Annotated in this window: 13 protein-coding genes; 10 read left to right on the forward strand and 3 right to left on the reverse strand. The window is 35.7% G+C overall.

Annotated elements, in window-relative coordinates:
- The first annotated feature begins 110 nt into the window (after positions 1-110).
- The 3 genes from typA to BAU28_RS13385 all read left to right on the forward strand — a co-directional run bounded on the left by typA (position 111) and on the right by BAU28_RS13385 (position 2,704).
- On the forward strand, positions 111-1,955 hold the full coding sequence (gene typA, locus BAU28_RS13375; RefSeq protein WP_071718796.1) for a translational GTPase TypA: 1,845 nt from the start codon (positions 111-113) through the stop codon (positions 1,953-1,955).
- 156 nt (positions 1,956-2,111) lie between these two features.
- Entirely contained in the window at positions 2,112-2,414 is a 303-nt protein-coding gene (locus BAU28_RS13380; RefSeq protein ID WP_002173199.1) for a YlaH-like family protein, read from the forward strand.
- A gap of 14 nt (positions 2,415-2,428) precedes the next feature.
- On the forward strand, positions 2,429-2,704 hold the full coding sequence (locus BAU28_RS13385; protein ID WP_025147751.1) for a hypothetical protein: 276 nt from the start codon (positions 2,429-2,431) through the stop codon (positions 2,702-2,704).
- A 35-nt stretch (positions 2,705-2,739) separates the two neighbouring features.
- Here the strand turns inward: BAU28_RS13385 and BAU28_RS13390 are convergent, their stop codons facing one another.
- Positions 2,740-2,940 (reverse strand): YlaI family protein, encoded by a 201-nt coding sequence (locus BAU28_RS13390; protein ID WP_002173197.1) that lies wholly within the window; start codon positions 2,938-2,940, stop codon positions 2,740-2,742.
- Between the two features lie 145 nt (positions 2,941-3,085).
- Between BAU28_RS13390 and BAU28_RS13395 the strand changes: the two genes are divergently transcribed.
- Together BAU28_RS13395 and BAU28_RS13400 are read left to right on the forward strand one after the other, a co-directional pair.
- Positions 3,086-3,541, forward strand: a complete 456-nt coding sequence (locus BAU28_RS13395) for a pyridoxamine 5'-phosphate oxidase family protein (RefSeq protein WP_025147753.1) — start codon at positions 3,086-3,088, stop codon at positions 3,539-3,541.
- 246 nt (positions 3,542-3,787) lie between these two features.
- Complete coding sequence (locus BAU28_RS13400; protein ID WP_071718797.1) at positions 3,788-5,116, forward strand: PhoH family protein; 1,329 nt, start codon at positions 3,788-3,790, stop codon at positions 5,114-5,116.
- A 47-nt stretch (positions 5,117-5,163) separates the two neighbouring features.
- Here the strand turns inward: BAU28_RS13400 and BAU28_RS13405 are convergent, their stop codons facing one another.
- Positions 5,164-5,661 (reverse strand): molybdopterin-binding protein, encoded by a 498-nt coding sequence (locus BAU28_RS13405; protein WP_048374027.1) that lies wholly within the window; start codon positions 5,659-5,661, stop codon positions 5,164-5,166.
- Positions 5,662-5,811: 150 nt separating this feature from the next.
- Here BAU28_RS13405 and BAU28_RS13410 point away from each other — a divergent pair, with 150 nt between their 5' ends.
- From BAU28_RS13410 to pyc, 3 genes are all read left to right on the forward strand, one after another.
- On the forward strand, positions 5,812-6,099 hold the full coding sequence (locus BAU28_RS13410) for an Fpa/YlaN family protein (RefSeq protein ID WP_000135695.1): 288 nt from the start codon (positions 5,812-5,814) through the stop codon (positions 6,097-6,099).
- Positions 6,100-6,224: 125 nt separating this feature from the next.
- Complete coding sequence (locus tag BAU28_RS13415) at positions 6,225-7,403, forward strand: FtsW/RodA/SpoVE family cell cycle protein (RefSeq protein ID WP_071718798.1); 1,179 nt, start codon at positions 6,225-6,227, stop codon at positions 7,401-7,403.
- A gap of 330 nt (positions 7,404-7,733) precedes the next feature.
- Positions 7,734-11,180, forward strand: a complete 3,447-nt coding sequence (gene pyc / locus BAU28_RS13425) for a pyruvate carboxylase (protein WP_071718799.1) — start codon at positions 7,734-7,736, stop codon at positions 11,178-11,180.
- 81 nt (positions 11,181-11,261) lie between these two features.
- On the opposite strand, the gene ctaA is transcribed toward pyc, so the two are convergent.
- Positions 11,262-12,203, reverse strand: coding sequence for a heme A synthase (gene ctaA, locus BAU28_RS13430; protein ID WP_002173190.1), 942 nt, complete (start codon positions 12,201-12,203; stop codon positions 11,262-11,264).
- A 484-nt stretch (positions 12,204-12,687) separates the two neighbouring features.
- On the opposite strand from ctaA, the gene ctaB reads away from it, so the two are divergent.
- Both ctaB and coxB read left to right on the forward strand, forming a co-directional pair.
- Complete coding sequence (gene ctaB / locus BAU28_RS13435) at positions 12,688-13,611, forward strand: protoheme IX farnesyltransferase (protein ID WP_002173189.1); 924 nt, start codon at positions 12,688-12,690, stop codon at positions 13,609-13,611.
- A gap of 93 nt (positions 13,612-13,704) precedes the next feature.
- Positions 13,705-14,754: a cytochrome c oxidase subunit II gene (gene coxB, locus BAU28_RS13440; protein WP_071718800.1), complete on the forward strand. Its 1,050-nt coding sequence runs from the start codon at positions 13,705-13,707 to the stop codon at positions 14,752-14,754.
- The last annotated feature ends 43 nt before the right edge of the window (positions 14,755-14,797 follow it).

The raw sequence follows: 14,797 nt of genomic DNA on the forward strand, positions 1-14,797 counted from the left end.
ACAAAAGTAAGAATACAACTATATTTTCATTCTTGATTTTATTTTGATTGCCATTGTATCCCCTTCGCTCTTATAATAGAGAAGGATTAAAAAGACATTAGGAGTTGGACATGTTGAAAAAACGACAAGATTTACGAAATATAGCAATTATTGCCCACGTTGACCATGGTAAAACAACACTTGTTGACCAGTTATTACGTCAAGCGGGGACGTTCCGTGCGAATGAACACATTGAAGAACGCGCAATGGACTCAAATGATCTAGAAAGAGAACGTGGTATTACAATTTTAGCGAAGAATACTGCGATTCACTATGAAGATAAAAGAATTAACATTTTAGATACACCTGGTCACGCTGACTTCGGTGGAGAAGTAGAACGTATCATGAAAATGGTTGATGGTGTTCTACTTGTTGTTGATGCATATGAAGGTTGTATGCCACAAACACGATTTGTTTTAAAGAAAGCTCTTGAGCAAAACTTAACGCCAATCGTTGTTGTAAACAAAATTGACCGTGACTTCGCTCGCCCTGATGAAGTAGTTGATGAAGTAGTTGACTTATTCATCGAACTTGGTGCAAACGAAGATCAATTAGAGTTCCCGGTTGTATTTGCATCAGCAATGAACGGAACAGCAAGCTTAGATTCAAATCCAGCAAATCAAGAAGAGAATATGAAATCATTATTTGACACAATCATTGAACATATTCCAGCACCAGTTGATAACAGCGAAGAGCCACTTCAATTCCAAGTAGCACTTCTTGATTACAATGACTATGTTGGTCGTATCGGGGTTGGACGCGTATTCCGTGGTACAATGAAAGTAGGACAACAAGTTGCATTAATGAAGGTTGACGGAAGTGTAAAACAATTCCGTGTAACTAAATTATTTGGTTACATTGGATTAAAACGTCAAGAAATTGAAGAAGCAAAAGCTGGAGATTTAGTAGCTGTTTCAGGTATGGAAGACATTAACGTAGGTGAAACGGTATGTCCGGTTGAGCATGAAGAGGCTTTACCATTATTACGTATTGATGAGCCAACACTACAAATGACATTCCTTGTAAATAACAGCCCATTTGCAGGTCGTGAAGGTAAATTCATTACATCTCGTAAAATTGAAGAGCGTCTTCGTTCACAATTAGAAACAGATGTAAGTTTACGTGTAGATAATACAGATTCTCCTGATGCATGGATCGTATCTGGACGTGGGGAATTACATTTATCTATCTTAATTGAAAACATGCGTCGTGAAGGTTATGAACTACAAGTATCTAAACCTGAAGTAATTATTAAAGATGTCGACGGCGTAAGAAGTGAGCCTGTAGAGCGCGTACAAATCGATGTGCCTGAAGAATACACTGGTTCTATTATGGAATCAATGGGTGCACGTAAAGGTGAAATGTTAGATATGGTGAATAACGGAAACGGTCAAGTTCGCCTTACTTTCATGGTTCCAGCACGTGGTTTAATTGGTTACACAACAGAATTCTTAACATTAACTCGTGGTTACGGTATTTTAAACCATACATTCGATTGTTACCAACCAGTACATGCTGGACAAGTTGGTGGACGTCGTCAAGGTGTTCTAGTTTCACTTGAAACAGGAAAAGCATCACAATACGGTATTATGCAAGTTGAAGATCGCGGTGTAATCTTCGTTGAACCAGGTACAGAAGTATATGCTGGTATGATCGTTGGAGAACATACACGTGAGAATGATTTAACAGTTAACGTTGTAAAAATGAAACAACAAACTAACATTCGTTCTGCAACGAAAGATCAAACTTCAACAATGAAAAAACCACGCTTAATGACTTTAGAAGAGTCATTAGAGTACTTAAACGATGACGAGTTCTGTGAAGTAACTCCAGAATCAATTCGTTTACGTAAAAAGATTCTTGATAAGAGCGAGCGCGAAAGAGCTGCTAAGAAAAAGAAATCTGTTGAAGCGTAAAATAATAGAACAGCTACCTTTTATAAAGGTAGCTGTTTTTATTTTATTTATTTTTTTAGAATATTTACTCTTTTTGTAGACAGTAATTTTTTTGCGGGTTAATCTAGTATTAAGTACATAAAGAGAATTTGTTTTCATGAGAAGGGGTGAAAGGTAGTGTTAGAAAGAATGTCATTTTTCGCGAAATTGTGCAAAGTCGATGAAAATCCAGAGCTAGGGATGTGGTTGCTTTATGGAACAATTATTATATTAAGTGCACTTGTATATAATTTAGGATTCGCAAGGAAACTATCGGTACTGAAAAATATAGTGATATATACATCTTTAGCAATTGGATGCACGGTATTAACTTTCTTTGCAGTTTTTTTACCTGTTGGAGAAGGGCTCGTTGTGGCGGCAATTGTACTTGGAATTTATAGACTGCGTTTACGTCAAGCTAGACAACAAAAAGCAGGGTGAAAAGGAGGACTTCCATGCGCTCAGTACAAGATGCACTATATAATTGGTTAACAATTAAAACGGTTGCGGAAGCACGTCCAGATGATAATGCCGCACAAGAAACGTATTTATTATTTCAAAATATGATATATGAAGAGCATAAATTAAGAAATGTAGAAGTTGAAAAGAACGAGGAAATGTATTTGATTACATATGAAATTGATGGGGAAATGAGGTGTGCAAGATTTCCAGTAGAAGCAATTGATTGTTTTTTGGATCAGATGAATCGTGAACCAGAAAAATACAAATAAGTCCTTATCTATATGATTAAGGACTTATTTACGATTTACCAATCGTCTTCTACTTTTTTATCACGATATAATCGGAAATTACCACTTGCATGGCGCTCCATAGTACGATCTGCAATTCGTTCCGTACATTCCATGCACATATATGTATGAATAGGGCGATTACGCAGTTTTTTTGCCATAGGATTTTCGTCATCTAACATATCTTTTTTATCACAAATCATACATTTGACTCTCATTTCGTCACCTCAATACGAATTCTATCAGTATAAGTATATCATGGAAGCATAATGTTTTTGAATAATAGCCGGAAAAAATAATATTTTCGCAATTCGAAAAATAAGTTATGATAAGGATATAGAAAGAATATTTGGAGGTGGAAATATGGCGAATGTAGTAGAGCCTACATTGACAGATGATTTAGTACAATCGTTACGTAAAGAATGTATCGTTATGATAGCAACGACAGATTTTGAAAAACAAATGCCTAACGTAAGTGCTATTTCTTGGGTATATGCAGTGAGTGAAACTAGTATTCGATTTGCGGTAGATCAACGCTCACGTATTGTGGAAAATATGCGGCATAATGCAGGGGTGGTTTTGACTATAATGGCGAATGAATCCGTATTTTCCATAAGTGGTGAAGGTGAAATTTTAACAGATAGAATGGAAGGGATTCCTCTGAAATTAACTGTAATAGAAGTAAATGTGCAAGAAGTTCGTGATGTTATGTTTTATGGAGCGAAACTTGCTACAGAACCAGCATATGAAAAAACATATGATCTTCGAGCTGCGAAAAAGCTTGATAGTCAAGTGTTAGTAGGCATGAAAGAATTATAAATGGGGTTAATAGGAAATTAGTTCATTAACTTTTGTAATTGAGTATTGTGATTTAATGTGAAAAATTATAATTAAAAGTAATATATTGAATAGAAATGAATAAAAAATAAAGAAAAGGTTTAATTTCTATGAATTTCGATTCTACCTCGTTTATACGGTACATATAATTATAACAATGGTTCGTCCATACTTTATGGATGAAACCCTTGTTCTACAAATTTAAAAGTGGAGTCAGGGGGTAACAGGTTGGATAAAATTTATGTGTTAGATACGAATGTACTTTTGCAGGATCCTTTATCTATTTTTTCATTTGAAACAAATGAAGTAGTGATTCCAGCAGTTGTATTAGAAGAGGTTGATTCGAAAAAACGTTATATGGATGAAGTAGGACGAAATGCTCGCTATGTATCTAAGTTAATAGACAAATTTCGTGAAATAGGAAAGCTGCATGAAAGTATTCCGCTAGAAAACGGCGGTACATTTCGTATTGAATTAAATCATCGCTCATTTGTTCAACTGCAAGATATCTTTGTAGAAAAAACAAATGATAATCGAATTTTAGCTGTAGCGAAAAACCTCTCTTTAGAAGAACAAGAAAAAGAGGATGGGAAATCAGTTATTTTAGTAAGTAAAGATGTGCTCGTAAGGGTAAAAGCCGATGCAATCGGATTGCAGGCTGAAGATTATTTGAGTGATCGAGTAATTGAAGTGGAAAATATATATTCAGGATTTTTAGAAGGGTATATATCAAAAGAACAATTAGATTATTTTTATGAAAAAGGTGAACTACCTTTATCTGCAATTGCAAACCATCCTTTTTATCCAAATCAATTTGTTGTAATGAAAGATGCGCTAGGTGGCTCTAGCTCAGCACTAGGGATTGTCGATCACTTAGGTAAGAAGGTAAAGAAACTTATTTTTCATAATGAGCAAGTGTGGGGGATACGTCCGCGAAACGTACAGCAAATTATGGGATTAGAATTGTTACTTCGGGAAGATATTCCACTTGTAACGTTAACAGGGAAAGCAGGTACAGGAAAAACGTTACTTGCATTAGCTTCGGGACTAATGCAAACGGAAGATTTAGGGTTATATAAAAAACTACTTGTTGCGAGACCGATTGTTCCGGTAGGAAAAGATATAGGTTATTTACCAGGAGAAAAAGAAGAAAAGTTAAGACCGTGGATGCAGCCGATTTTTGATAATCTAGAGTATTTATTTAATACGAAAAAGCCTGGAGAGCTAGACGCTATTTTAGCTGGGATGGGTTCGATTGAAGTAGAAGCACTTACTTATATACGCGGGAGAAGTATTCCAGATCAGTTCATTATAATTGACGAGGCACAAAACTTAACGAAACATGAAGTAAAGACGATATTAACAAGGGTAGGAGAAAAAAGTAAGATTGTATTAATGGGAGATCCTCAGCAAATTGATCACCCATATTTAGATGAATATAATAATGGTTTAACGTATGTTGTAGAGAAGTTTAAAGAACAACGTATTAGTGGTCATGTAAAGTTTGTTAAAGGAGAGCGTTCTAATTTAGCTCAACTAGCAGCGGATTTATTATAAAAAGGAGTGGGCATAAGCTCACTCCTTTTTACAGTTTAACTATACAATTAAATAATTGTAAATTTACGGATGTTACGGATTGGATTTTGTCTATTAGATCCATCATGGAAATATAGATGAACAGGTCCGTCTTCTCTTAACGGTTTTCCTTCTTTTGAAAAACCAAGAATAGCTTTTTCGACTGTTTCTAATGGAAGTGTAACTGTATTGTCTACTGTTTCAATTACGACTTGAGTAGCATCGTCTGAAAGTTCAGCGTTCGTAAGAAATGGATGAAATGGTATACCGAATGTACCGGTAATAAGCTGTTCTTTTTTATATTTCTTTACACTTTTTTGGATTGGTGGGAAGGCAGCACCATCACGGATTTCACGATCCCAATGTTCTGAAGTATGCTTTAAGTATGTTTCTAATTCGGATATTTCTTCTCTAGTTTCATCAAAGTAAGTTGTTAAATCTACTTTCCGGTCATCAAAAATCCAAACAGTTGGATCGATAGTGATCGGAAAACGAACTTTTCCATTAATAAATAAAATTTCGCTCATTGTTGTTCCCCCATTTGTGTTATACTCCCACTTTTCAGTATAATAGTATTAGACACTGTTGTCACAAAAAATGTTTCTATTGCAATTTATTAAAACTATCGCTAATATTAATAGATAGGAGAGAGTAGGACGGAAATGGAGGGAATCAATTTGGCGTCTGAGACAGTATCAAATCATCAGGAAAAGGCACTTGCCCTTCTACAAGCGGATGCGGAGAAGATCTTAAGACTTATTAAGGTGCAAATGGACCATCTTACAATGCCGCAATGTCCATTATATGAAGAAGTGTTAGACACACAAATGTTTGGACTATCCCGAGAGGTCGATTTTGCGGTTCGCCTTGGTCTTATTGCAGAAGAACAAGGGAAAGCAATGTTAGGAGAGCTCGAACGTGAGTTATCTGCACTTCATGAAGCATTTACAAACAAACAACAATAACGGGTTCAAATAAGGGGGCTCAAACTGAAATAGTTTGGGCTTTTTATTTGTATAATAAAGCAGGAAGAACCTATATACATATGGAATACAACAATAATTAAATTGAAACAGAAAGAGGAAATGAAATGAAAAAAGTATGGAAATCGATGGATTATTCATTATTACTTCCTCTTATTATTTTATGTGTGCTGGGAGTAATAATGGTATATAGTTCTAGTTCCATTGTTGCGATTTCGAGGCATAATTGGCCGGCAAATTACTTTTTTAAAAGACAATTAGTAGCTCTGGCTGTTGGAACAATAATGTTAGCGATCATCATTTCTATTCCTTATAAACTTTGGAGAAAGCGAATAGTTCTATTGGCAATGGGAATAGGTAGTCTTGGTTTATTAGCAGCAGCATTGGCTTTCGGTCAGGAAATAAATGGTGCAAAAGGGTGGATATTAGGTATACAGCCCGCTGAATTTGTTAAAATATCGATTATTATTATTTTAGCTCGTTTTTTTGCAAGAAGACAAGAGACAGATACGCCTGTTTTTAAAGGATCGGGAGTTACGCTTGCTTTTGTTGGATTGGCAATGCTTTTAATTTTAAGGCAAAATGATTTAGGTACCGATTTGTTAATTGGGGGAACAGTTGGAATTATGTTTCTTTGCTCGGGAGTGCGGATCAATTTGTGGATAAAACGAATTGTTTTAACTTCTATAATATGGGCTCCATCTCTTTATTTGCTAGCTAACTTTAAGTTAAGTGCGTACCAAAAAGCTCGCTTTTCAGTCTTTCTTGATCCATTTAATGATCCTCAAAATGATGGATTCCAGCTAATAAATTCTTTTATTGGAATTGCTTCAGGAGGACTAAACGGTCGAGGACTAGGAAACAGTGTACAAAAATATGGATACTTACCAGAACCGCAAACGGATTTTATTATGGCAATTATATCTGAAGAGCTTGGTTTTATTGGTGTAGCTGTTATTTTAATTTGTTTGCTACTTATTATCATTCGTTCATTCAGGATTGCTCAAAAGTGTAAAGATCCATTTGGAAGCTTAATAGCAATTGGTATTGCTAGTTTATTTGGGATTCAAACGTTTGTTAACGTAGGTGGCATGTCTGGATTAATACCACTTACAGGTGTGCCTTTGCCATTTATAAGTTATGGTGGTAGTTCCTTATTAGCAAATCTACTTGCAATGGGTATACTATTGAATATTGCTAGTCATGTAAAACGACAAGAGAAGCAACAAAACGAAATGACTAAAGAAAGAGAACAAGGTGGACCGCATCTTGTTGTTGTAAAATAAAAGCGCACTGGGCTAAAAAGCTCAGTGTGCTTTTTATTTCTATCACCTTTAATGTGATATACTAATTTGTTATTGAGGTTAAAAATATATCATATATAAATTAATGTGATATACAATAAGGTTGTTAGAAAACGAAGAGGTATGCTATACTATTTTTGTGAAACAAATTGATTAGAAAACTTATCATTTGTTGAAAAATAAGGTATGATGGATAAAAATAAAGTGAAGCTTTCTAAGTATAATATATTGTGGAAAGTGAAGAACTTCACGCTCTTTAGAGTGTGTATGTATTTTATCTCTAGAGTGGTAGGAAAGTAGAGGGGGAAAATCATGACAAAGCTGCAACGTATTCAAAAAGTATTGGTAGCTAACCGTGGAGAGATTGCAATTCGTGTATTTCGAGCATGTTCAGAACTTGGATTAAACACAGTTGCAATCTATTCGAAAGAGGATAGCGGTTCTTATCATCGCTATAAAGCCGATGAGTCCTATTTAGTTGGGGAAGGGAAAAAGCCAATTGATGCTTATCTAGATATTGAAGGCATTATTGAGATTGCGAAAAGTAATCATGTAGATGCAATCCACCCTGGATATGGTTTCTTGTCAGAAAATATTCAATTCGCAAAACGTTGTGAAGAAGAAGGGATTATCTTTATCGGTCCAAAAAGTAAGCATTTAGATATGTTTGGAGATAAAGTTAAAGCAAGAACACAAGCGCAGCTAGCACAAATTCCAGTTATTCCTGGTAGTGATGGTCCAGTAAATTCATTAGAAGAAGTCGCAGAATTTGCTGAAAAGTATGATTACCCGATTATTATTAAAGCATCGCTTGGTGGCGGTGGTCGTGGTATGCGTATCGTGCGCACTAGTGAAGAATTAAGAGAATCGTATAATCGTGCGAAATCAGAAGCAAAAGCAGCTTTTGGTAATGATGAAGTTTACGTTGAAAAATTCGTTGAAAAACCTAAACATATAGAAATACAAATTTTGGCAGATGAAGAAGGTAATGTTGTGCATTTATATGAGCGTGATTGCTCTGTACAACGACGTCATCAAAAAGTAGTTGAAATTGCACCGAGCGTGTCGCTTTCAGATGATTTGCGTCAGCGAATTTGTGATGCTGCAGTAAAGTTAACGAAAAATGTAAATTATTTAAATGCTGGAACAGTTGAATTCCTAGTAAAAGGTGATGAGTTTTACTTTATTGAAGTAAATCCACGTGTTCAAGTAGAACATACAATTACAGAAATGATTACAGGAATTGATATTGTTCAATCACAAATTTTAATTGCAGATGGACATGCTTTACATAGTAAGATTGTAAGTGTGCCGAAACAAGATGAGATTATTGTACATGGCTATGCCATTCAATCTCGTGTAACGACAGAAGACCCGCTTAATAACTTTATGCCTGATACAGGGAAGATTATGGCATATCGATCAGGCGGTGGTTTTGGTGTTCGTCTTGATACAGGTAATAGTTTCCAAGGCGCAGTTATTACACCGTACTATGATTCTTTACTTGTAAAAGTTACAACTTGGGCGCTTACTTTTGAACAAGCTGCTGCAAAAATGGAACGTAACTTAAAAGAATTCCGTATTCGTGGTATTAAAACAAATATTCCATTCTTAGAGAATGTAGTAAAACATAAAAACTTCTTATCAGGAGAATATGATACTTCGTTTATTGACGCGTCACCTGAACTGTTCTTGTTCCCAAAACGTAAAGACCGCGGAACAAAAATGTTAAATTACATTGGTACAGTAACAGTAAATGGCTTCCCAGGAGTAGGGAAAAAAGAGAAGCCAATTTTCCCGGATGCTCGTATACCAAGTGTAAAACACTCAGAACCAATTCAAAACGGAACGAAACAAATTTTAGATGAGCGCGGGGCGGATGGATTAGTAAAGTGGGTTCAAGATCAAAAACGTGTGCTTTTAACGGATACAACATTCCGTGATGCACATCAATCTTTACTTGCAACGCGTATTCGTACAAAAGATTTACATCAAATCGCAGAGCCAACAGCGAGAATGTTGCCAAACTTATTCTCCGCAGAAATGTGGGGCGGTGCAACGTTTGATGTTGCGTATCGTTTCTTAAAAGAAGATCCATGGGAACGATTACTAGATCTTCGTGAAAAAATGCCGAACGTTTTATTCCAAATGTTACTTCGTTCTTCAAACGCAGTTGGATACAAAAACTATCCAGATAATTTAATTCAAAAATTTGTAGAATGTTCCGCTCAAGCTGGAATTGATGTGTTCCGTATTTTTGATAGCTTAAACTGGGTAGAAGGTATGAGAGTTGCAATTGATGCTGTACGAGATACGGGTAAAATTGCAGAAGCGACAATGTGTTACACAGGAGACATTCACGATCCATTACGAAGCAAATATGATTTGAATTATTATAAAAACTTAGCGAAAGAGCTGGAAGCATCAGGAGCTCACATTTTAGGAATTAAAGATATGGCGGGCTTATTAAAGCCGAATGCAGCATATGATTTAGTTTCAGCATTAAAAGAGACGGTGTCGATTCCAATTCATTTGCATACACACGATACTAGCGGAAATGGTATTTTAACGTATACGAAAGCGATTGAAGCAGGCGTTGACATTGTTGATGTAGCGGTGAGTTCTATGGCTGGTCAAACGTCACAACCGAGTGCGAATACTCTATACTATGCGTTAGGTGGAAATGAAAGACAACCAGATGTTAATATAGACTCATTAGAAAAACTATCTCATTATTGGGAAGATGTACGTAAATACTATGCGCCATTTGAAAGTGGTATGAACGCTCCTCACACAGAGGTATATATGCACGAAATGCCAGGTGGACAGTATAGTAATCTTCAACAACAAGCGAAGGCGGTTGGTTTAGGAGATCGTTTTGATGAAGTTAAAGTAATGTACCGTCGTGTTAATGACATGTTTGGAGATATTGTAAAAGTAACACCGTCATCTAAAGTTGTTGGTGATATGGCATTATTTATGGTTCAAAATCATCTGACAGAACAAGATATTTTAGAGCGTGGACATTCTATGGACTTCCCGGGGTCTGTTGTTGAAATGTTCTCTGGAGATTTAGGTCAACCATATGGTGGTTTCCCGAAAGAATTACAAAAAATTATATTAAAAGGGAAAGAGCCATTAACAGTAAGACCAGGTGAATTATTAGAGCCAGTAGATTTCGACGCTTTAAAAGAAGAGTTATACCATAAACTTGGGCGCGAAGTAACGATTTTTGATGTAGTCGCATATGCATTGTATCCGAAAGTATTTATGGACTACGAAAAAGTTGCCGCACTTTATGGAAACGTATCTGTGCTTGATACACCGACATTTTTCTATGGTATGAGACTTGGTGAAGAAATTGATGTGGAAATCGAACAAGGTAAAACATTGATGGTTAAACTAGTATCAATTGGAGAGCCGCAGCCAGATGGAAATCGTGTTCTTTACTTGGAATTTAACGGTCAACCACGTGAGATTGTTGTGAAAGATGAAAGTGTGAAAGCAACAGTTGCCCAACGTGTGAAAGGAAACCGTGAAAATCCAAATCACATTAGCGCAACGATGCCAGGAACTGTTGTTAAAGTAGTTGTAAAAGAAGGCGATGAAGTGAAAAAAGGCGATTCTATGGCAATTACAGAAGCAATGAAAATGGAAACGACGGTTCAAGCACCATTCAATGGTAAAGTGAAGAAAGTATATGTAAATGATGGTGATGCAATTCAAACGGGAGATTTACTCATTGAATTAGATCATTAAAATAAAGAAAAAGAGCTGTGCGAAAGCAGCTCTTTTTCTGTTGCAAATAATACCTTGCCGAATTGGCAAGGTATTAAAGTGTTACTTTATTTTATTTTGCTTAGAAGTCGATACGGCTTCTTTTGCATTGACTGTACTTCTTGTACCTAACATAACTAAATAGCATAGTACTGCAAACAAGCAAGAAATGAAGAGTGAGTGTAATAATGCCATTGATAAACTAGCATTTGTATATACAACTAAAATTCCTACAATAGCTTGAAGTGTTACAAGGATAAATGAAATAATCCATCCCCAATATACTACACGCTGCTGTTTGTAATGACGAATAGCAATAATCATCACATATAGTATCCAAAAGAATATTAACATCGCTGCAACTCTATGTCCCATTTGAACCCACTCATGTAGTTGAGTTGGCATAGGTCTGTTTTTACTGCATAAAGGGAAGTCTGGACAGGCTAAGCTAGCTCGCTCGTGACGTACTAAAGCTCCTGTGTAGACAACGATATAACTGTAAATTGTTACACCATAAATATGAAATTTCATTTTTTTGTCCATAATAAGTGAACGTGCATCGAATTTCTGATCAATTTCAAAAATAAGACACGTTAACAAGATGACAGAAGCAAATGAAATTAAGGAAATACCAAAATGAATAGCTAGTACAGCAGGTATTTGTCCCCAAACAACTGCAGCTGCCCCCATTAATGCTTGTGCAACTAAAAATACGAAGGATAAAATTGCTAACGTCTTTGTTTCACGCACATGTTTATAATATTTCCAGGACAAGATACAAAGAAGAGTAACAAGGATACCTGCTGATCCCGATGTTAAGCGGTGACTCAGCTCAATAATAGTTTCCATTGATAAATTAGATGGAACAAATTCACCGTTACAAAGTGGCCATGATTTACCGCACCCTTGGCCTGAACCTGTTTTTGTAACTAAAGCGCCTCCTAGTAAAACTACTAATAAATCGAGACTTGTAATGACTGCTAACCATTTAATAAAGCGTTGCAATCTCTTTCACCATCTTTCTGCTATGAAGTTATTGCGAAATATTTTCATTCCATTATGTATAGAATAAAACGTGCTACAGTCCTATGATATATAAAAAATAATAAAATAGCAAAGAAATGAAGGGTGAGGACAACGTATACAGAATAAAGAAAAAAATGGGATTTTAAATACATATTTTAGGCGAAAATGAGTCTATTTTGAAAAGAAATGGGGAGAATACATGCTAAATATGACAAAATAGTTTATTATAGAAGATAACATCATGTTATGATAAGGATAGGTTAGAATAAAGTTTTTTATTATTCGACACAAAAAGTTCATGTTTTCTTCACAAATTGTTCGGGAAATATGATTTAATATATTGGAGTATGGGCGTAGATTAGTAGTAGAATGGGTTAACAATATTTCTACTGTAATAATATTGCTATATAGAAGCGAAATATTTCGCTTAGAAAGATGATAGGTTTAAGAGGGGGTTAAAGTGATGAACCATGCAACAAGTGAGCTGCATGATGAGTCAGCTGTTTCAAGTGTACCGGAAACAACTCGGTTACAAGATTTATCAGCGCTCGTTAAAATGGGGATTGTAAACTCAAATACACTTACTGTATTTACAGGATTTTGGTTGGCTTTACATTTTAATGGATTGAGTGTTATGGACCATCTGGATAAGCTATTTTTTACAATCGTTGGTTCTGCATTAATTATGGCAGGGGTATGTTGTTTAAATAACTACATTGACCGAGATATCGATCCATTAATGGAGAGAACAAAAAACCGTCCAACGGTAACAGGTAAATATAAACCTGGATTTGCACTTGCATTTGGACTTGTAATTTTACTTCTTGGCTTCGTATTTTTATTACTTACGACACCAATGGCAGTATTAATCGCATTTATTGGTGCCTTCACATATGTAGTTTTATATACATTATGGACGAAGAGAAAATATACGTTAAATACTGTTGTAGGTAGTATATCAGGAGCTGTTCCACCTTTAATTGGATGGGCGGCAATTGATCCATCTTTAGATCATCCAATAGCTTGGATGTTATTTTTAATTATGTTTATTTGGCAAATCCCACATTTCCTCGCGTTAGCGATGAAACGTGTTGATGAATATCGCAATGCAGGAATCCCAATGCTTCCTGTTGTACAGGGATTTAATATTACGAAACGTCAGATTATGATCTGGACAGTATGTTTATTACCACTACCATTTTATATGAGTGGGCTTGGAGTAACCTTCATGGTAATTGCAACATTGCTTAACATCGGATGGATCGTACTAGGGTTTTATGGCTTCCGTAAGCAAGATGACATCAAATGGTCCGTAAAAATGTTTGTTTACTCCCTGAATTACTTGACAATCTTATTTGTGTCAATGATTGTAGTTACATTCTTCTAAGACAACGACATGATTGGATTTCTTTACGTTGAGATTTACTTTACTTAACTATAAAGTACAATCTAATTCACAAAGAAAGTGGGGGTTGTTTGTATGAAGAAACAGTGGCGACTGCTTTCGTTCGTTTCACTGCTGGCTTTACTGTTAGGGGGATGCGGTAAAGCCTTTCAATCTACTTTAATTCCGCAAGGGGAAGTAGCAAAAATGCAATATGATTTGCTCTTGCTAGCGAGTGCAATCATGGTAGGAGTAGTACTTGTAGTTACTATTATTTTCTTATATGTAATTGTGCGTTTCCGACAAAAAAAGGGTCAGGAAGATTATATTCCAGAGCAAGTTGAAGGGAATCACAAACTAGAAATTATATGGACAGTTATTCCGATTATTCTTTTATTAATCTTGGCTGTTCCGACTGTTACATATACATTCAAACTTGCTGATGTAAGTGCGATGGAGAAAAAGAATATTGATAAAGATACTATCGTTGTTGATGTAACAGCGAATCTTTATTGGTGGGAATTTTCTTATAAATCAGAAAAAATAGTAACTTCTCAAGATTTAGTTATCCCCACAGGCAAGAAAGTGTATTTGAATTTGAAGGGTGCCGATATTAAACATTCGTTTTGGGTTCCATCTTTAGCTGGTAAAATGGATACAAATACAGATAATGTGAACAAAATGTGGTTAAAGGCAGATAAATCGGGCACTTATAATGGTTTTTGTACAGAATTTTGTGGCCCATCACATTCTTTAATGCAATTCAAAGTGAAAGCTCTGGATGAAAGCGAGTACAAAAAATGGCTTGCTGACATGAAGAAGATTGATGGGAAGAAAGAAGTAGCCTCTACAAAGGCGCAAGAAGGTCAAGACGTATTTAATAAAAGCTGTATTGGTTGTCATGCAGTTGGATCAAATGATAGTAGACCACCTTCAGCTCGTATCGCACCAAACTTAGCAAACTTTGCTGATCGCGATATGGTTGCCGGTATTGCCGAAAATAATGAAGAGAACTTAAAAAAATGGCTCAAAGATCCTGAAAATATGAAGCCAGGTAATAAAATGACTGGTAAATATGGTAACTTAACGGATGATCAAATTGATGCATTAAATGCATATTTACAAACGTTAAAGATTGAAAAGTAAAGAGGGATCATTTGCGAAGGGGAGGTTGAAAACGTGAGTTCTG

Origin of the sequence: Bacillus paramycoides (assembly GCF_001884235.1) — a bacterium.
GTDB lineage: Bacteria > Bacillota > Bacilli > Bacillales > Bacillaceae_G > Bacillus_A > Bacillus_A paramycoides.